At 44.1% G+C, this 19,302-nt stretch carries 22 protein-coding genes; 21 read left to right on the top strand and 1 reads right to left on the bottom strand.

Annotated features, from left to right (window positions below; translation table 11 throughout):
* The first annotated feature begins 388 nt into the window (after positions 1-388).
* Positions 389-850: a TetR/AcrR family transcriptional regulator gene (locus AC5O63_RS02385; protein ID WP_004748557.1), complete on the top strand. Its 462-nt coding sequence runs from the start codon at positions 389-391 to the stop codon at positions 848-850.
* 61 nt (positions 851-911) lie between these two features.
* On the opposite strand, the gene AC5O63_RS02380 is transcribed toward AC5O63_RS02385, so the two are convergent.
* Positions 912-2,468 carry a methyl-accepting chemotaxis protein gene (locus AC5O63_RS02380; protein WP_367938501.1) on the bottom strand — a complete coding sequence of 519 codons (1,557 nt, stop codon included), beginning with the start codon at positions 2,466-2,468 and terminating at the stop codon, positions 912-914.
* 226 nt (positions 2,469-2,694) lie between these two features.
* Here AC5O63_RS02380 and AC5O63_RS02375 point away from each other — a divergent pair, with 226 nt between their 5' ends.
* The 20 genes from AC5O63_RS02375 (at position 2,695) to AC5O63_RS02280 (ending at position 19,269) form a co-directional block, all read left to right on the top strand.
* Complete coding sequence (locus tag AC5O63_RS02375; RefSeq protein ID WP_171320754.1) at positions 2,695-3,609, top strand: protoglobin domain-containing protein; 915 nt, start codon at positions 2,695-2,697, stop codon at positions 3,607-3,609.
* 19 nt (positions 3,610-3,628) lie between these two features.
* The gene (locus AC5O63_RS02370; RefSeq protein WP_494503778.1) at positions 3,629-3,988 is read left to right on the top strand and encodes an STAS domain-containing protein; all 360 of its coding nucleotides are present in this window, start codon (positions 3,629-3,631) and stop codon (positions 3,986-3,988) included.
* On the top strand, positions 3,981-4,403 hold the full coding sequence (locus AC5O63_RS02365) for an anti-sigma regulatory factor (RefSeq protein ID WP_494503777.1): 423 nt from the start codon (positions 3,981-3,983) through the stop codon (positions 4,401-4,403). Before AC5O63_RS02370 ends, AC5O63_RS02365 begins: the two co-directional genes overlap by 8 nt.
* Position 4,404: 1 nt before the next feature.
* Positions 4,405-4,989 carry a SpoIIE family protein phosphatase gene (locus AC5O63_RS02360; protein ID WP_004748563.1) on the top strand — a complete coding sequence of 195 codons (585 nt, stop codon included), beginning with the start codon at positions 4,405-4,407 and terminating at the stop codon, positions 4,987-4,989.
* Positions 4,982-8,131 carry a hybrid sensor histidine kinase/response regulator gene (locus AC5O63_RS02355; protein ID WP_494503776.1) on the top strand — a complete coding sequence of 1,050 codons (3,150 nt, stop codon included), beginning with the start codon at positions 4,982-4,984 and terminating at the stop codon, positions 8,129-8,131. The genes AC5O63_RS02360 and AC5O63_RS02355 overlap by 8 nt, the downstream gene beginning before the upstream one ends.
* Positions 8,124-9,254, top strand: coding sequence for a response regulator (locus AC5O63_RS02350; protein ID WP_494503775.1), 1,131 nt, complete (start codon positions 8,124-8,126; stop codon positions 9,252-9,254). The genes AC5O63_RS02355 and AC5O63_RS02350 overlap by 8 nt, the downstream gene beginning before the upstream one ends.
* Before the next feature lie 127 nt (positions 9,255-9,381).
* Entirely contained in the window at positions 9,382-10,386 is a 1,005-nt protein-coding gene (locus tag AC5O63_RS02345) for a response regulator (RefSeq protein WP_171320760.1), read from the top strand.
* The gene (locus AC5O63_RS02340; RefSeq protein ID WP_171320761.1) at positions 10,386-10,823 is read left to right on the top strand and encodes a PAS domain-containing protein; all 438 of its coding nucleotides are present in this window, start codon (positions 10,386-10,388) and stop codon (positions 10,821-10,823) included. The genes AC5O63_RS02345 and AC5O63_RS02340 overlap by 1 nt, the downstream gene beginning before the upstream one ends.
* Before the next feature lie 88 nt (positions 10,824-10,911).
* Positions 10,912-12,411 (top strand): NAD(P)H-hydrate dehydratase, encoded by a 1,500-nt coding sequence (locus AC5O63_RS02335; RefSeq protein ID WP_494503774.1) that lies wholly within the window; start codon positions 10,912-10,914, stop codon positions 12,409-12,411.
* A 213-nt stretch (positions 12,412-12,624) separates the two neighbouring features.
* Positions 12,625-14,553 (top strand): threonine--tRNA ligase, encoded by a 1,929-nt coding sequence (gene thrS / locus AC5O63_RS02330; protein WP_004748569.1) that lies wholly within the window; start codon positions 12,625-12,627, stop codon positions 14,551-14,553.
* 3 nt (positions 14,554-14,556) lie between these two features.
* Positions 14,557-15,108: a translation initiation factor IF-3 gene (infC, locus tag AC5O63_RS02325; RefSeq protein ID WP_071881323.1), complete on the top strand. Its 552-nt coding sequence runs from the start codon at positions 14,557-14,559 to the stop codon at positions 15,106-15,108.
* 106 nt (positions 15,109-15,214) lie between these two features.
* Positions 15,215-15,409, top strand: a complete 195-nt coding sequence (gene rpmI, locus AC5O63_RS02320) for a 50S ribosomal protein L35 (RefSeq protein WP_004411425.1) — start codon at positions 15,215-15,217, stop codon at positions 15,407-15,409.
* A 41-nt stretch (positions 15,410-15,450) separates the two neighbouring features.
* Positions 15,451-15,804 carry a 50S ribosomal protein L20 gene (gene rplT / locus AC5O63_RS02315; protein ID WP_004401084.1) on the top strand — a complete coding sequence of 118 codons (354 nt, stop codon included), beginning with the start codon at positions 15,451-15,453 and terminating at the stop codon, positions 15,802-15,804.
* Positions 15,805-15,957: 153 nt separating this feature from the next.
* A complete protein-coding gene (locus AC5O63_RS02310; RefSeq protein WP_494503773.1) occupies positions 15,958-16,164 on the top strand; it encodes a GDCCVxC domain-containing (seleno)protein in 207 nt (68 codons plus the stop codon).
* A 69-nt stretch (positions 16,165-16,233) separates the two neighbouring features.
* Complete coding sequence (locus AC5O63_RS02305; RefSeq protein ID WP_494503772.1) at positions 16,234-16,731, top strand: DUF2231 domain-containing protein; 498 nt, start codon at positions 16,234-16,236, stop codon at positions 16,729-16,731.
* A gap of 112 nt (positions 16,732-16,843) precedes the next feature.
* Positions 16,844-17,308, top strand: coding sequence for a hypothetical protein (locus tag AC5O63_RS02300; protein WP_494503771.1), 465 nt, complete (start codon positions 16,844-16,846; stop codon positions 17,306-17,308).
* 24 nt (positions 17,309-17,332) lie between these two features.
* Positions 17,333-17,707, top strand: a complete 375-nt coding sequence (locus tag AC5O63_RS02295; protein ID WP_239853417.1) for a nuclear transport factor 2 family protein — start codon at positions 17,333-17,335, stop codon at positions 17,705-17,707.
* A gap of 61 nt (positions 17,708-17,768) precedes the next feature.
* A complete protein-coding gene (locus tag AC5O63_RS02290) occupies positions 17,769-18,260 on the top strand; it encodes a GNAT family N-acetyltransferase (RefSeq protein ID WP_494503770.1) in 492 nt (163 codons plus the stop codon).
* Positions 18,261-18,315: 55 nt separating this feature from the next.
* Positions 18,316-18,918: a class I SAM-dependent methyltransferase gene (locus AC5O63_RS02285; protein ID WP_494503769.1), complete on the top strand. Its 603-nt coding sequence runs from the start codon at positions 18,316-18,318 to the stop codon at positions 18,916-18,918.
* Between the two features lie 51 nt (positions 18,919-18,969).
* Positions 18,970-19,269, top strand: a complete 300-nt coding sequence (locus AC5O63_RS02280; RefSeq protein ID WP_494503768.1) for an antibiotic biosynthesis monooxygenase family protein — start codon at positions 18,970-18,972, stop codon at positions 19,267-19,269.
* Positions 19,270-19,302: the final 33 nt, after the last annotated feature.

Below are 19,302 nucleotides of genomic sequence, written 5' to 3'. Positions count from 1 at the left end.
GTATGATCTATTGTTTGCTGAAATTTTGCGCAACTATAAACACGGCGAATTGGTTCGCTCTAAGTGTGATTTAGATCAATAAATTACGAAAATTCATGTCATTCTCATGTCAGAATGCTATTCAGTTAGTTGTAAGCACCAACAAATTGTAAGATTATCGGTCGCTCAATATTATATAAACAAAAAGATAACGTCCTTTGATTTCATAAATGTCGTCAATGATTATTTGTGGAAAATTAGCTTGCATCACACAACAATTAGATAAGCCGTATGGTTTAATTGTGGTTTGGTCTTTTACGTTGAGTCATGACGTACGATACTAAAACGGAAGTTAGTGACATTGGACGTCAATAATTAAAGACGGATATACAGAGAGAAGAGCCTAAACATGCCAAAGCGTAGTAAAGAAGATACTGAGATCACCATCCAGAAGATAATGGATGCGGTAGTAGACCAACTATTACGACTCGGTTACGACAAGATGTCGTATACGACACTAAGCCAACAGACAGGCGTATCAAGAACAGGTATTAGTCACCATTTTCCGAAGAAAACCGACTTCACTGCTGCACTGGATGGTCGCATTTTTAAAATGTTTGTCGAGCACGTTGATTTCGAAAATGGACTGGACGCATTTTCATCTAGCTGGGTTGCTGCGCTAGATAACGAAGAGTTTCGTGCGATCCTACGTCTACTATTCCACCACATTGTGACGTCTCAAAGCACACACGAGTTTGCCAGCAATGGTATCGAGCGTCTTTACAAGGTTTGTGAAGAGAAGCTTGGTGAGGGCAGTGCGAAAGAACTTGAGTGGCTAATTGGTCGTTCATTGATTCGAATGGCGCAATAGCCAAAAATAAAAGCCTTCTTCGGAAGGCTTTTTTGATCTCATTGGAGCCTATTATCGGTGGCTATAGCTTTCTGAACTGGGCGACGAGCTTACCTTGTGAACCTAAGTTGTCGACCAGACCTTCACATTCATCTTTCGTGTCACTTGCCAACACATTGGTCGCAGCACACACATCACTGATTGACTGAACGCTAGAGTTCATTTCATCTGTCACTCTCGCCATCTCTTCAATCGCAGTCGCAATTTGATTGTTTCGATCTGAAATATCAGTGACTTGATGAAGTAGCGCGTCCAATTTATCTCCAGAGGTATTAGCGCAGTCGACACAAATATCTGAAAGCTGATTGCCTTCATTCATGGCTTGAACTGCTTTTTCAGTGCTGGCTTGAATGAGTTTGATGATGTTCTGGATCTCTTCTGTTGATTCATGGCTTCGCTGCGCTAATTGACGAACCTCATCAGCCACAACGGCAAAGCCTCGACCTTGTTCGCCGGCACGTGCCGCTTCAATCGCTGCATTGAGGGCTAATAAGTTGGTTTGCTCTGCGACACCTTGAATGATGACCAGAACTTCACCGATCGTTCGACCATGCTCTACTAACTGCTGAATAACCTCGGAAGCAACACCAAGCTGCTTGGAAAGTTCATTGATGGAGTCAATAGTTTGAGTAACGGAAGCTCTACCTTCATTCGCCGCGGTTCCTGCTTGCTCTGTAACGTCGGAAGCACTTTGCGCATTTTGTGCAATTTCATTGGCGGTAGAGTGCATTTCATTGATGGCAGCGGCAACTTGCTCTGTTTCCGATGTTTGACCAACAAGGTTCTCGGCTGTCGTCTCACAGTTTTGTGCTGAAGAGCTCGCAGCTTTAGATATCTGCTGATTGGAGTCTTGAATACGCCCGACAATAGAGTTGATTTCAGATTGGCGCATTTTGAGTGCCAGTTGAATCTCGGATATATCATCGACACGCTTGTTGTAAACCAATTCCATCAATGGGTTATCGAACACCTTACGTGCATCTTCCGATAATGATTCCAAGCGACGAGTAAGAGCAAAAGCAGCCGCCGTTCCTAGTAGGAAAAATCCCCAAATGGCCATTACTGGTGACGCTTGAGCGATTAAACTGGTGACTATGGCAATAACCAACAAGGCGAGAGCCATACGTTGCCACAAACGAGTTCGAGGCAGTTTTAGCTGTATCGGTGTTTTTCCTTGGTTTAGCTGAGCGTAAAGCTTCTCCGCATTTTTGACATGTTCCCTTTTTGGGGCAAGGCGTACAGATTGATACTCGACCGTTTTGCCATTCTCTTTAATGGGAGAAGCAAAGGCATCGACCCAATAGTGGTCCCCATTTTTACAACGGTTTTTCACCAATCCCATCCAAGAGTTACCTTGCTTTAGATACCCCCACATGTTTTCGAAAGCGGCAGGTGGCATGTCTGGGTGGCGAACAATATTGTGGGGCTGGCCCACTAGCTCATCTAATGTGTAACCCGCAACCTCACAAAAGTCTTGACTAGCATAGGTGATATGGCTGCTCGGCTTGGTGATCGAGAGGAGATTGTACTCCGGTGGATACGTGACTTCCCTTTGAGTTACGGGTTGGTTTACGCGCATAAGGTTCCCCTATTACTTCCTGTTCTAAAACGATTTCTAATGACCGAGTTCCATTCAGTATATGAACAAATTGAATACTTGACCTAATTACTAAGGATTAATTTTGTTTTTGATTATTTTGTTATTTGTCACGTCAATAATGTGAACTAAGCTTAATTGCATAATCAATTGTTAAGACTTTAGTTGAATCGTTCCTAGAGCGACGAGTAAAGGTGAGGAAGCAAGAATGTCAAACAATAAGTCAGTCGGTTCATATACAAGTGCGGACAGCTTACTCAAGTTGCATGATTTAACTGAGGCAGATTTGGCGCTTATCCGAAAGTTCGGTGATCTCATGTTGCCTAAGTTACATGAGTATGTAGGTCACTTTTATGACTGGCTTGAAAATCAACCCGAATATATTCAGTTCTTTGCGGACGATAAAAAGTTAAAACGGGTTCAAAATGCACAGATTGAATACTGGAGTACATTTTTCAAAGCCAAGGTCGACGACGAATACGTTAAACAGCGTCGAGACGTAGGTGAGGTGCATGCACGTGTCGGTTTGCCTCTACCTACATACTTCGCAGGTATGAATATCTCGATGGTTATTTTCACCAAAAGGATGTACGACGGAAGTTTATACAGTGATGAGTACAGCTCACTGGTGACTGCGTTTACGAAATTACTTCATTTAGATACTACGATAGTGGTTGATACCTACTCTCGACTGATCAATCGCCGTATCGCTGAACAGAGCGAAGCGCTTTTGGCTATGTCTACTCCGGTGACCATGGTGTGGCAAGATATTTTGATGTTGCCCATTGTGGGCATTATCGATTCTAAACGCGCGCAAGATATCATGTCGGCAGTGCTTAACAAAATATCTGAACACCGCGCCAAAATATTCATTATGGATATTTCTGGCGTTGCTGTCGTCGATACTGCAGTTGCCAATCACTTTATTAAGATAACTAAAGCCACCAAATTGATGGGCTGCGATTGTTTAGTGTCGGGCGTTTCACCTTCCATTGCTCAAACCATGGTTCAGCTTGGAATCAACGTCGGTGAAGTCCAAACCAACGCGACCTTAAGAGATGCATTAGAAAATGCTTTTGAAATGATGGGGTTAAATGTACAGGCACTAAAAGCACTCTCTTAGCGCGAGGCTTAGCATAATAATGAAGAAGTCCATTTCCATAAGTCAGTTACAGAATGTTCTCGTCGCGACAATTCAAGTCGATTTGAGCGATGAGGTCTTAGACGATTTTCGCCTTCACTTATTAGAGAAAGTTGGAAGCCATTCGATCAGTGGCGTGCTGATTGACTTATCAGAAGTGAAAACGTTAGACAGAGCCGATTTCGATAAGCTGTTTACCATCGTGAAAACGGTACAAGTTATGGGTAGGCGCTGCCTGTTTGTTGGTATACGACCTGGTATTGCAATGGCATTGGTTAACATTGGCTATCATACCGAGCAACTACCTTGTGTGCAGAGTATTGATGATGGTTTGCATCTAGTAGGAGGTGCAGGTGATTGATTCTAGCGCGCCCGAGAAAGTGATAGAAACACATTATGTTAACTCAGAGTCTGATGTTATGAGAGTTGTCATGGCGGTGTACACCATAGCTCAGCAGCTTGGGTACAGTGCGCCAATTGTCAGTGAGCTAGCGACGTCTGTCTCCGAACTTGCTACCAATATTGTCAAATATGCAGGTGAAGGAGAGGTATCGATACATCATGTTGAAACTTCGCTAAATATTGGATTGAAAGTTATCGTATCAGATTCAGGAGGAGGGATAAGCGACTTAACAAACGCGTTGAAAGACAACTATTCGACGGGGCAATCACTCGGGCTTGGACTTCCTGGTGTGGTGAGAATGATGGATGATTTTGATATTCAGTCATCACCTGAGCAAGGAACTGTTGTGACCATTACTAAGTGGAAGAGCTAGTATGGGTTTTCAATACAGCGTTAAGTGTGTCCCATATCGAGATGAACCGGAAGCAGGAGATGGCTTCCATATCTGTAAGCTAGAAAACGGGTTGTTGGTGACCATTATTGATGTTTTAGGACATGGAGAGAAAGCTGCACAACTGGCGCGACAGATTGAGACGTTTCTTGATGATATAGGTAGTGCTGATATTGATTGGACGATGCGCCAAGCTCATGAGTTCCTTACAGGAACTATAGGCGCAGCAATGACGATGGTCTTTTTCGATTCAATCAAGTTAAAAGGTTATGGCTTAGGTGTTGGAAATACTCTCATTCGGCATCTTGGAGACAAAGGAACGAGTTTTCATGCTCAAGCGGGCATTGTTGGCGAGACACTTCCCAATCTTAGGCATTTTGAATTTGAGTTTTCTGACGATTCCACTTTTCTCTTGACGACTGATGGGGTCAAAGAGAACATTTCTCAGTCTGAGTTAGAGCACGCCAATGGCAAAGCGGTAGATTACATCTCCTCTTACTTTATTGAGTCGTTCAGCAAACCGTTTGATGATGCGACTGTTATTGTTGTGAGGTTCTCTCATGACTAATCAATATCACCTAACCGTTACCAATAGTGACGTTTCTAGAATTACCTTGCGAAGGAAAATCGCATCTATATTGGATGTCATTGGATACCAACATTTTGAACGCGACCAACTGCTAATGCTTAGCAGTGAAATTCCAAGGTATCTCTATACGCTGACAGACAAAGTTGAATTGATGGCGGCAGTGGATGATGAGTTACTGATGTTTGAATGGCGCTGCCCTGAACTTACAACAGTTATTCCCCATCTAGCGATTCCAATACTGGATGTTCAGATTTCTAAACAGAGTTTAATCTGGCGAATACGGTTAGGGGCAACGCTTACTGCCCCGCAACATACAGCCATCGCAAACATACTTGGGGAAAAGTCACGGGATGAGTTGCTGGATGAGTTGCAGCAAAAAAACCTTGCCTTAGCTGAACACCAACAAGGTTTAGAAGCTGAAATTGAGCGTCGAACTAAAGATCTGAAAGCCTCTGAGGCCCTGTCGAGTACCATTATTGATGGGGCACCATCGAGCGTCGTTATTATTGATGCGCACCAGAAAATTGTTATGTGGAATAAGACCGCACAGGAGACTTATGGCTTTACTTCGCAGGAAGTCACTGGCAAGAACTTATGTGAGCTGCTCAAAATCGATTTGCCAAACGATCTAGATGAAATCTTGAGTGGTGAGCTTTCTATTGACGATCAAGAAAAGGTCAGCGGCGGGTTCTTTGAAGTCGAAACGTTCACCAAAGATGGGAAAATGATTCCAATAGATCTGGGGATTAGCATTTTCTGGTTTGATGACCAATGTTGTGCCGCCATGTTTTTGCGTGATGTGACCTCAAGGAAGGTAGTCGAAGAAGAGCTCATGGTAGCACGGGCGAAAGCAGAGGAAGCGGTTGAAGTAAAATCTATGTTCTTAGCCAACATGAGCCACGAAATTCGCACGCCTATGAACGCGATCATTGGTATGTCTCACTTGGCTTTAAAAACAGACCTTTCACCTAAGCAGCATGATTACCTGTCTAAGATTCACAATTCAGCTTCTCTACTACTGGGTATCATCAACGATATCCTCGACTTCAGCAAAATCGAAGCAGGTAAGCTCACCATCGAAGAGATCGACTTTTATCTCGATGATGTTTTACATAATGTGTCTATGGTCACTGGGCAAAAAGCGTTTGAAAAAGGCCTAGAGCTTCTATTTAAAGTCTCTAAAGATGTCCCTAAAGTGATCAAAGGGGACCCGCTTCGCTTGGGGCAAATTATCATCAATTTGGTGAACAACGCGGTTAAGTTTACAGAGCAGGGCGAGATAGCGGTGACGGTCAATGTTCGCCCTGAATCGGACGGCCAGATTTACTTATGCTTAGACGTTCAGGATACCGGAATCGGAATGTCAAAGGAGCAAGCTGACAAACTATTCAATGCATTTACTCAAGCAGATGGTTCCACGACACGGCGTTATGGGGGAACGGGCTTGGGGTTATCAATCTGTAGAAGACTGGTTGAACTGATGGGCGGAGAAATTCGAGTTGATAGTACGCCAAATCAAGGCAGCTGTTTCTCATTTTGCGTCCTCGTTGGATTTGAAGAAGCCAATCAGGATAAATGTTTGGTGGTTCCAGATACGCTCCAATCAGTAAAAGCGTTAGCCGTAGATGATAATGAACATGCGCTACTCATTATGGAAGATTTACTTGATGTCTTACCGCAAAAACCGAGTTTGGTCGACAGTGGAGAAAAAGCACTGCAAGAACTTGAACGCGCCTCAGCGGCTGGAGAGCCATATAACCTAGTGTTCATGGATTGGAAGATGCCTGAAATGAGTGGTATTGAGGCAACAAAGCTGATCCGCCAACAAATCAAACCGCAGCATCAACCCCAAATGGTCATTGTTACCGCCTATGACAAAGACGACATCTCCAATGAGCTAGACGATTTAGATATTGCTGGGTTCCTCGCGAAACCGATAGGGCAGTCATTTCTTTTCGACTTATTGATGGATTTATTTGCCCCAAATGGTTCATCGTCGAGTTCTCGTCATAAATCGAAGGCAGAAAAAGACGGCAGTATGTTTAATTGCTTGAACGCACTGCTTGTCGAAGACAATGAGATCAATCAGCAAATAGCGGTTGAGCTGATGGAAGACAAAGCGATGCATGTGACGGTGGCCAATAACGGCTTAGAAGCACTACAGATATTAGAGAAGAACCATGAGGACTTCGACATTATCTTTATGGATTTGCAAATGCCTGTTATGGATGGTTATGAGGCTAGCCGAAGAATTCGATCCAATGAGTTGTACGATGACATTCCACTGGTTGCCATGACGGCGCATGCGATGATTGAAGAGAGAGAAAGGTGTTTAAGTTTGGGTATGAACGAGCATGTATCTAAACCGATTGATCCAGACGCGCTTTATTCGACGATAAAGAGGTGCTGTATCGATAAGCTCGCTCTTAAAGATTCGAGGCAACAGTTTGCTGTCTCGGAGCAAGAGAATGAGAGTGCTGTTGATACTAGCTACTCGATCCATGATATTGAGTTGCTTGACGCTAAAAGTGGGTTAATGCGTGTTGCAGGTAACGAAGTGCTCTATCAAAGATTGCTCTCTCAGCTTGTTGATAAAGAGCATGATTTCTGTAAGCGTCTAAACATATCGCTTGAGAAACAAGATTATCCCCACGCGAAACTGTTAATACATACGCTTAAAGGTTCTGCTGGGAATCTAGGGGCAACACGATTATCTGATATCGCCGCACGATTAGAGTCACAACTGGGTGAAGAAGGGACCAACCAAGAGTTTGAAAGCTTAATTGAGGAACTTGAAGCACATTTAGAGCCGTTTTTTATGGCAGTTTGCAAAGGGCTAGGCAGACCTTATCCCGCTGAAGTTAAAGAGAGCTTAGATGACGAGAGTGTCGCGCTGATAGCTCGGCTCGATATGTTACTTAATGAATTTGACTCAAGTGCTATCGACTTTCTTGACGAGCACTACATACGACTCAATACTTTACTAGAGTCGGAGAACTTCGAAGCCTGCTGTCGGAATATTCACGATTGTGACTTTCTAGCGGCAAGTCAGGCATTGAGAAAGGCGATCAGTATCTATCCATTAGATATTGATAAAGTGTTTGGAGAGTCAAGTGGCTGATTCGGTATCGAGTGTGCTTGTTGTCGACGACAACGCAGAAAATCGGGTGTTATTAAGCAGCCTGCTTAAGCCGCATCACAAAGTCATTGTGGCAACGAGTGGCCAGCAAGCTCTGGCTATCTGCGAAAATCAATCCCCTGACATTGTCCTTCTAGATATCATGATGCCTGAGATGGATGGTTATGAAGTCTGTGAGAGGCTCAAAGCCAATCCGAATACCCAGCACATTCCAGTTATCTTTCTCACCGCTAAAACTCAGATTGAAGATGAGCAACGTGGCTTTGAAGTTGGAGCGGTCGATTATATCCTGAAGCCGATCAGCCCACCGACCTTGCTATCACGTATCAATACTCACCTTAAGCTACGTTTCACGATGGAAGAGCTGTCTGAGCAAAACGAAAGCTTGGAACAACGCGTGAAAAAGCGTACTCGAGAGTTAGAAATGCTGCAAGACGCGACAATAGGCGCGATGGCATCATTGGCGGAAACACGAGACAACGAAACAGGAAACCATATACGTCGGACGCAAAACTACGTCAAACTGCTTGCTGAAGAGCTCCTGCTTAATGGTCACTACACGGAAGAGTTGAATCCGAGCTCAATAGAACTGCTCTACAAGTCAGCACCTCTGCATGACATTGGTAAAGTCGGTATTCCTGATAGCGTACTGTTGAAGCCGGGTAAATTGACCGATGAAGAGTTTCATTTGATGAAGTTCCACACCACGCTTGGTCGAGCTGTGCTATTGACGGTTGAGGACTCTATTGACTTTAAGTGTGATTTTCTTCAAACGGCAAAAGAGATTGCCTACAGTCACCAAGAAAAGTGGGATGGTAGCGGTTATCCGGAAGGTTTGTCAGGCTATGATATTCCTTTGAGTGCGCGGCTTATGGCGGTTGCTGATGTCTATGATGCGCTAATTTCAGAGCGCGTATATAAACCGGCTTTTTCCCATGAGAAAGCGGTAGGAATTATTGCTGACGGCTCAGGTAGCCACTTCGAACCCTTGATGGTCGATACCTTCTTAGCAATAGAAGAAAAATTTAGAGAGATTGCGTCAACGTTTCGCGATGAAGGATTTGACGAGGACTCATTTAATCAAAAAGCGAGTGGTGAAGAGTAAGCCTAATATTGGTCTAGTGGTCTTACCTACTGTTTACTCAAAAGAAATTTGCCGCCTAGCGTACCGGGTGTGCAAACCTTCTGTTACACTCAAATAATAAACTACATAAATAGGAGTAGGTGTACGCATGTCTTATCCGGTACTTATATGCGATGACTCCGCTTTGGCGAGAAAGCAAATGGCTCGCTCACTGCCTGCTTCGCTAAATGCTGATATTACCTTTGCAGTCCATGGATTGGATGCTTTAGAGCAGCTAGAACAAAATGAATTCAAGTTGATGTTCTTGGATTTAACCATGCCAGAGTTGGATGGTTTTGGTACGTTGGAAGAGATTGGTAACCGAGGTATTGATATACCAGTGGTGGTAGTCTCAGGCGATATTCAACCTAAAGCCAAAGAACGAGTGATGACGCTAGGGGCAAAGGCGTTTATCCAAAAGCCAATTGATAAAGATGCACTTAATCAGGTGCTTAAAGAGTTAGTTGAACCGCCCACTCAACCGAGAATTGTCACACCTGTTTCTGTCGAACTACCGATACTCCGCCGCCGCGATATCTATATGGAAGTGGCTAACGTCTCTATCGGTCAAGCGGCTGATGCCTTGGCAAGACACTTTGATGTGTTTGTCCATTTACCTTTACCGAATGTGAACATACTAGAAGTTAGTGAACTTCACATGGCTCTGCGAGATCTGGCGGAAAACGATCAAGTCTCAGGGGTGTGCCAAGGGTTTAGCGGAGAAGGTATAGCAGGTGAAGCGCTGGTACTTTTGAGCGACTCCAGTGTCAGTGACCTGAAAAAACTAATGAAAGTGCCAGCTGATAGTGAAGAGTTAGAAGAGCTTGAGCTATTAATGGATGTCTCTAACATCTTAGTCGGCTCCTTCCTGAATGGCTTAGGTAAGCAAGCTGAGGTGCGCTTTTTCCAGAGTTCTCCTGTTTTGCTAGGCCAACATATCTCAATAGATTCTGTGATTTCTTCAACCACGGGGGTTTTTAAGAAAACCATGACGTTTGAAGTCAGTTACAACATTGATGGAACGTCGATACGGTGTGATTTACTGTTTATGTTTGTCGATGAATCGTTACCACTTCTCGACAACAAGCTTTCGTACCTAATGGAGGACTTCTAATGTTATCTCTTCCAGCTGAATTTGAGCAGTTCCACTGGATGGTGGATATGGTGCAAAATGTAGACTTGGGCTTAGTGGTTCTTGATACTGATCATAATGTTCAAGTGTGGAATGGGTTTATGACTCACCACAGTGGCATACAGGCGCATGATGCGATCGGAAAGTCTCTGTTTGAGCTGTTTCCTGAAATTCCTCAAGATTGGTTTAAGCTAAAAACCAAACCTGTCTACAATTTAGGGTGCCGTAGTTTTATCACTTGGCAGCAGCGTCCGTACTTGTTTAAGTGCCGAAATGTTCGTCCTGTGACTCAACAGGCCGACTTTATGTACCAGAACATCACGCTTAACCCGATGCGTACACCGACAGGTGAGATTCGCTCTTTGTTCCTCTCTATACAAGATGCAACTGCCGAAGCGCTTGTCTCCAAGAAGCAATAATAGTAAGCACTAATCTGTAACCAACGCCAAGGAAATCCTTGGCGTTGTTGTATATGCTCTAAATATGTTTTGGTAACCCTTCATATCTATGAACTCAACACTTCCTCTAGAACTGTACACAGGCCAGCAAGTCAAACGCGGTGAACAGCAAGCGGCAAAGCTCGCTGGCGTCGAGATGTATACGCTCATGCTCCAAGCAGGGCTGGCAACTTATCAAGTGATGAGAGATAAGTTTCCTCATGCTAAGCGCATCGTGATAATGGCAGGAACGGGAAACAATGGCGGAGATGGCTTTGTTGTCGCCAAACTTGCCAAATCAGATGGATTAGACGTTGCTCTCTATCTATTCGGTGATGAGACCAAAATATCTGCTGATGCGGCTAAAGCCAAACAAGAGTGGATGGAGTGCGGTGGAGAGATTCAATCGTTCGACTCGTTGGATTGGTCGAAAAACAGCGCGGATGTGTTGATTGATGGACTATTGGGCACTGGGCTTGCGGGAGAAGTCAGGAAACCCCTTCAAGATCTCATCGCAAAGGTCAATGATAGCCAAGTTCCGGTTGTCGCGATAGATACCCCTTCCGGTTTGTGTACCGACAGTGGTCAAATCTTGGGAAATGCGATCATTGCAAAACACACGGTAACGTTTATTGGCGTAAAACAGGGTTTAACAACCGCACAAGCGAGAGCTTATATCGGTGAGCTTCACTACGCGGGATTAGGCGTTGAAAATGAATTTAGGCAGTGCGTCGAAGCCAGTAGCCGATTTATCGATGCGGATCAATTTCGCTTAGCGATGCCACCCCGTCTCGCTACGGCTCACAAAGGGCACAATGGACGTTTGCTATGCCTAGGAGGAAATCAAGGTTATGCAGGAGCGATTCGTCTATGTGCGAGCGCCGGGGCGCGAAGTGGTGCTGGTCTGATACGGACATTATGTCACGCAAGTTCGGCATTGCCACTGCAGGTTGCCTGCCCAGAGGTAATGGCGTTAGGGTGGAGCGGTGAAGCTGATGCTCTGAAGGAAGGTTTAGAGTTCGCAGATGTCATTGCTGTGGGGCCGGGGCTTGGTACCGATAACTGGGCACAAGGTATATTCTTAGCAGCCAGCCGAGTAGAAAAACCAAAAGTTGTTGATGCGGATGGTCTCAATCTATTGGCGCAGCAACCTAATGTCGATGAATTACGAATTATCACACCCCACCCGGGTGAAGCAGCGCGTCTTCTGGAGTGCAGCGCCACAGACATAGAGCAAGACCGCTTTCAGGCAGTAAGAAACTTGCATAAGAAATACGGTGGTATCATCGTCTTGAAAGGCGCTGGAACCTTAATATTCGACGGAGACGAGATCTCAATTTGTCAGGCAGGAAACGCAGGAATGGCAACTGGCGGTATGGGGGATGTGTTAACAGGGATTATCGCTGCCTTAATCGCGCAGGGAATGTCATTGTCAAATGCTGCCAAGTTCGGTGTACTATTACACAGCGTTGCCGCAGACCAAATCGCAATGCGTGAAGGGCAAGTCGGTATGCTCGCCAGCGATGTGATTGATGAAGCGAGAACGGCGCTTAATTACTGGTTAACCTGAACGATTTTTGAACTTTTCTTAATCAATTCTGTGACTTCGATTGTTATTTTACATTAATTCGTTACAATACGCGTTCGTTCCTGAGTTGTGCATCCGTATTTGCGCAGAAAAAGGAAAAGAACTCTCGTCTTTACTCCTTGAATTCTAAGTTAAAGACACGTTTTAAATTGCATGTGTTGCTTGGTGTGCAACACCACTGTAAAGGACAGTTAAATGCCTATTATTACTCTTCCTGACGGCAGTCAGCGTCAATTTGACAACCCTGTTTCTACTCTTGATGTCGCACAATCTATCGGTCCTGGTCTTGCTAAAGCAACCATCGCTGGTCGTGTAGATGGTAACCGTGTTGATGCTTGTGATCTTATCGAACAAGATGCAAGCCTAGAAATCATCACAGTTAAAGATGAAGTAGATGGTCTAGAAATCGTTCGTCACTCTTGTGCTCACCTACTTGGTCACGCGATCAAGCAGCTTTTCCCTGAAGCGAAAATGGCGATTGGTCCAACTATCGATAGTGGTTTCTACTACGATATCGACCTTGAGCACTCTCTAACGCAAGAAGATCTAGAAAAGATTGAAAAGCGTATGAAAGAGCTTGCTAAGACCAAATACCAAGTAATCAAGAAAAAGGTTAGCTGGCAGGAAGCTCGCGATGCATTTGAAGCTCGCGGTGAAACATACAAGATGGAAATCCTAGACGAGAACGTTTCTCGTGATGATCGTCCAGGTCTTTACCATCATGAAGAATACATCGATATGTGTCGTGGTCCACACGTACCACATATGGGTTTCTGTCAGCACTTCACGCTACTTAACGTAGCAGGTGCTTACTGGCGTGGTAACAGTGACAACAAGATGCTACAACGTATCTACGGTACTGCTTTCCATGACAAAAAAGCGCTTAAAGCGCACCTTACTCGCTTAGAAGAAGCAGCGAAGCGTGACCACCGTAAAATCGGTAAGCAGTTAGATCTGTTCCACATGCAGCAAGAAGCACCTGGTATGGTGTTCTGGCATCATAATGGTTGGTCTATCTTCCGTGACCTAGAAGTGTTCGTACGTCAAAAACTGACCGAGTACGATTACCAAGAAGTGAAAGGTCCATTAATGATGGATCGCGTTCTTTGGGAGCGCTCTGGTCACTGGGATAAATACGCAGATGCGATGTTCACAACATCTTCTGAGAACCGTGAATACGCGATTAAACCGATGAACTGTCCAGGTCACGTCCAGATCTTTAACCAAGGTCTGAAATCTTACCGTGATCTACCGCTACGTATGGCAGAGTTCGGATCTTGTCACCGTAACGAGCCATCGGGTGCACTACACGGCATTATGCGTGTACGTGGCTTCACACAGGACGATGCACACATCTTCTGTACTGAAAGCCAGATCCAAGACGAAGTAACGGGTTGTATCAAGATGGTTTACGATACATACCAAACGTTCGGCTTCTCTAACATTGTGGTTAAGCTATCTACTCGCCCAGAAAAGCGTGTAGGTTCAGATGAGATCTGGGATCAATCTGAAGAAGCACTTAAGCTATCTCTAGAATCAATGGATATTCCATACGAGATTCAAGAAGGTGAAGGCGCGTTCTACGGTCCTAAGATTGAATTTACGCTTTACGATTGTCTAGATCGTGCATGGCAGTGTGGTACAGTTCAGCTAGACTTCAACCTACCGGGTCGTCTAGGTGCTACTTACGTGGATGAAAATAACGAGCGCCAAGTGCCAGTTATGATTCACCGTGCTATTCTAGGTTCACTAGAGCGTTTCATCGGTATTTTGATCGAAGAATACTACGGCTTCTTCCCAACTTGGTTATCGCCAGAGCAGGCTGTAATCATGAATATTACTGATAAGCAGTCAGATTATGTTCAGGAAGTGGCACAAAAACTACAAAAATGTGGAATTAGAGCTAAAGCGGACTTGAGAAATGAGAAGATAGGCTTTAAAATCCGCGAACATACTTTGAAGCGTGTACCGTATATGCTTGTTTGTGGCGACCAAGAAATGGAAGCTGGCGAAATCGCAGTACGTACTCGTAAAGGCAAAGATCTTGGCAAGTTTAAAGTGGATGACTTTATCTCATACATCCAAGACGAGATCTCAAGCCGTAAGCTCAATCTGGAGGAATAAACTATTAAAGGCGGAAGACGCGGCCAAGTACCGGCCAAACAAAATGCTCATCGTTTAAACGGTGAAATTCGTGGCGTTCGTGAAGTTCGTTTAACTGGCGCTGATGGTGAATCAGTTGGTGTTGTTTCTATCCAAGAAGCAGTAGCAGCAGCTGAAGAAGCTGGTATGGATCTGGTAGAAATCAGTCCAAACGCTGAGCCACCAGTATGTCGTGTAATGGACTACGGTAAATTCCTCTTTGAGAAGAGCAAATCTGCTAAAGAGCAGAAGAAAAAGCAAAAACAGGTCCAGATTAAGGAAGTAAAATTCCGTCCTGGAACTGATATTGGAGACTATCAGGTAAAACTACGCAACCTGACGCGTTTCCTTGAAGAAGGCAACAAAGTGAAGGTAACAATTCGCTTCCGTGGCCGAGAAATGGCACACCAAGAGATCGGTGTTGACGTTCTAAATCGTCTTAAGGAAGACACTGTTGATTTAGCAGTAGTGGAATCTTTCCCTAAGAAGATCGAAGGTCGTCAGATGATCATGGTTCTTGCCCCTAAAAAGAAGTAATTAACGGCTTTGCAAGTAAGAAAACTCAGCTGCCGTAAGGTGGCTGGGTTTTGTTCGCCCTAATTACTATTGTTTAAAACAACTCAACAATGCGGAGTTATTCATCATGCCTAAGATGAAAACCAACAAAGGTGCTGCTAAGCGTTTTAAGAAAACTGCTGGTGGTATTAAGTTTAAGCACGCTACTAAACGTCACATCCTGACTAAGCGTACTACTAAGAACAAGCGTCAGCTTCGTCCAAATGCAATCCTTCCTAAGTGTGAAGTGGCTGCAGTTGCTCGTATGCTACCATACGCATAATTCTTTTTAGTTTATTAATCGTTTAGTTTAGGAGAAGCATAATGCCTCGCGTAAAACGTGGTGTACAAGCTCGTGCACGTCATAAGAAAGTTCTAAAACAAGCTAAAGGTTACTACGGTGCACGTTCACGTGTTTACCGCGTAGCTTTCCAAGCAGTTACTAAAGCTGGTCAATACGCTTACCGTGACCGTCGCAACAAGAAACGTCAATTCCGTCAACTATGGATTGCACGTATCAACGCTGCATCTCGTCAGAATGGTCTATCTTACAGCCGTTTCATCAACGGTCTTAAGAAAGCATCTATCGAGATCGACCGTAAGATCCTTGCTGACATCGCGGTATTCGACAAAGCTGCATTCGCAGTTCTAGTTGAAAAAGCGAAAGCTGCTCTTTAATTAGAGTTAGTTTTTAGGATTAAGAAAAGGAGAGCTTCGGCTCTCCTTTTTTGTATCTGTAGTTCAGAAGACATCTCCCTTTGTTCGTAAACCCGCAACGATGTGATTAATTGTTGGCTATTCTTTTCTTAGTGATATAGGAAGGCAGAATTTATGGTCATCATCCTTGAATCTGAACTGGTTTGTCCGAAGTGCCAGAATAAACGCACTGAAGTTATGCCTACAGATCACTGCGTATACTTTTACGAATGTACCAATTGTGGAGAGCTGTTAAAGCCAAAGCATGGCGATTGCTGCGTGTTTTGCTCCTATGGCAGCGTTCCCTGCCCACCTGTACAACACAAAGGTAGTTGTTGTTAATTGTGTCGGCTTGGTTCTTGTCTACCTATAATCATGTTTGATTGGTAAATCAAAACCAAGGAGTGAGCAATGATCGAAGTTATTCCAAACTGGCACCCATTTGTGGTGCATTTTGTTATCGCCCCAATGGTTATTTCCTCTCTCTGCTATATCCTAAGTCTGTTTCCTTTTCCTGCTAACTTACGCTCTGAGCTACTCATTGTGGCTAAGTGGAGCTTATATGCTGCTGCGATTTCTAGTCTTATTGCTGCCATCACGGGGTGGTATGCTTTTAATACAGTTGCACACGATGAGGCTGGGCACGTAGCAATGCTGCTGCACCGTAAGGCTGCCATTGTTTCTGTAGCACTTATGTTTGTCTCTCTGGGTGTATTCCTCCTAATACGTAATAAGACAGTCAACGTATGGTTTATTGTTATCGTGCTAGTCTCGACCATGAGCGTACTTGTCACCGGTTATCTCGGTGCAGAAAATGTTTATCGCCATGGCATAGGTGTGCAGAGGATTCCAGAGATCGTAAATGGAGTCGGTCTTGAGGATCACAGCCACCATGATCATGACCATTAATCGATGTTGTTGACTTAGTGTAAATTCTTATTGCAAACGTATTGAATTCACTTAATATTTTGATTCAAACTCATTATGCACCTGAGTGGGTAGATTAGGTATTAGGGGTAATATGCAAGCAAAGGAAGCATTTGAAGCGGCGAGTAGTGCAGAGAAAGTCGCGAGCTCGTTGTACAAATGGATTGCAGGTAATCGTGGGCTTAAAAGAACGGTTGTAGTTGAACTGCAAGAAAACATCGAGCTCATTCGTTTGTATGTAGAGACGCGCTCTGGGTATGAACAACTCATTCCACAAATTAAAGAATCAGCCTATCGAAACGCATTGCAGCAAGGGTTTAACTTTAACTCACTCAATCGCTCCAAAATAGATGCAGCCAGCACTAAAGGAATCAAACAGCTTGAGCGCTACCATGGTTGGGAGACTCAGCAAGTGATTGAAAGCATTTACGCCAAGATTTCAGCAATTAAAGCCGCCATCACTATTAAAGGTAATGCCAAGCCATTACGATTAGGGGTTCGATTACACAACATCTTCAAGCTTCTTGTGATGCTCTCTAATCACATAGGTCAAAAGTAAAATAGCCGAACGAGGTGATAGGAAATGGATATTCTGATTGAACAAGAAAAAGCGCTACATCAGTTTTCAGTTCGGAAAGACAAAGCTGAAAGAGAACGACTAATCCACGCGACATTTCGTGAAGTAGGTAAATCGGGTACCAGCTTTGATTTTGAGACGATCAGTGAAATGATGGAGGGTGAAGAACCTTCTCAAGTTATCATCCATTCACAGGATTATGAATGCATTCAACTCGAACCTTCCGTTCAGCTTCTTCTGTATAAATCAGCATTAATCTCTGCGGATGGCGAAATTAGTAGTTATGCCAAACGGTCATCGATTTGGGCATTTACGGGGTGTAACTGGCAACTGAAATATCACCAAGGGACGCCTTGCCCTGCATTTGAAATTGATTCTTAGGTTTATCTCTTAGCTCAATCGAGTGTAGGATGAATAGCGAGTTATTGGTTAAGGAGGACAAATGGAACTAAGACAAGTGCAGCTCTCAGATGCTCAATGGATAGCGGATATCTACAATCATTACATCGCCACGACGGCTATCTCATTCGAAGAAGAGTCTGTTTCTATTGAAGATATGAAGGTGAGGATTGATGCCGTTCTCTCTGCAGAGCTACCTTGGATTGTGCTCGAAGAGGCGGGCCAACCCCTAGGGTATGCTTATGCGGTTAAGTGGAAACCTCGCAGTGCTTATCGCTATACGGTTGAACCATCTATTTATCTATCTAGTGATGCGAAAGGCAAAGGGGCGGGGCAAAAGCTCTATACTGCTCTGATTGCTCAATTACGTGAACTCGGCATTAAAAACGCGATAGGAACTATTGCGCTGCCAAACCCGTCTAGTGTGGCATTACATGAGAAGATGGGGTTTAGAAAAGTTGGCGAGTTCGCCAACATTGGATTCAAGTTTGATCAACATATCTCCGTAGGTTATTGGCAGTTAGAGCTTAACTAAATTGTCCCAAGAATTATCACGAGTCGTGACGAATAAAGGAATGATAGAAACCAACATGAAACCAGAACAAATAGGCAAGGCATACGACCAAATTACTCACATTTGGCAAGGCGAAAGTTTCAACTTAGAGAATGGTATTGAGCAACACAAGCGTGCTATTTCGTTTACGGAGAAACGCGGAAACGCTCTAGATATTGGTTGTGGTTGTACCGGACGATTCATTGAATTGTTATCGAATGAAGGGTTCAGTCCTTCAGGTATGGACGTATCAAGTGAGATGCTGGCGCTAGCCAAAGAGAAACACCCACAGGTTGAGTTTATCAACGCCGATATTTGTCAGTACGAATTTGCTGAAAAATACGATTTCATTACCGCTTGGGACAGTATTTGGCATATTCCTTTAGATCAACAGCGCCACGTGATGACCAAGATTGTCGATAGTCTAAATATCGGCGGTCTTTTCATTTTCTCATTTGGTGGCACAAGTGAAGAGGGCTTTCACACCAACAGCTTTATGGGGCCAGAAGTCTATTACTCGTCACTCGGAACCAATGGCTTTTTAAGTTTGTTTATTGAGCTAGGCTGTATGGTTCGACATCTCGAATTTGACCAATACCCAGAGCTTCATACTTATTTGATTGTGGAAAAACTGAAGTAGTCGCATTGAGCCTCAGTGGAGGAAAATACGCTCGGCATCATGGAGGATGTAATGTACGCGGTCATTTTTAAAGCGAAAACGGGTAATCAAGATGCCCACTATTCTGAGATGGTTGCACTTATGCGTGACCTTGCCTTTGACAAATACAACTGTCGAGACTTTATCGCAGTATCAGAAGGTTCTCAGGAGATAGCGATCTCTTACTGGGACAATGAAGAAGACATTCGAAAATGGCACTTAGACAGTCAACACTCAATCGCTCAAAACTTGGGGCGAGAAAAATGGTATTCATCCTATGTTGTTGAAGTTGTAGAGATAAAACGTCAGTATGCGTTTGGCGAGTCGGTATAATAGCGAAAAGCGAACAACTTTAAGTCAGAGCAT

It is taken from the genome of Vibrio sp. SCP2 (assembly GCF_059295395.1).
Note: the sequence above shows the minus strand (reverse complement) of the source record. Positions and strands in the feature narration are given on the sequence as shown.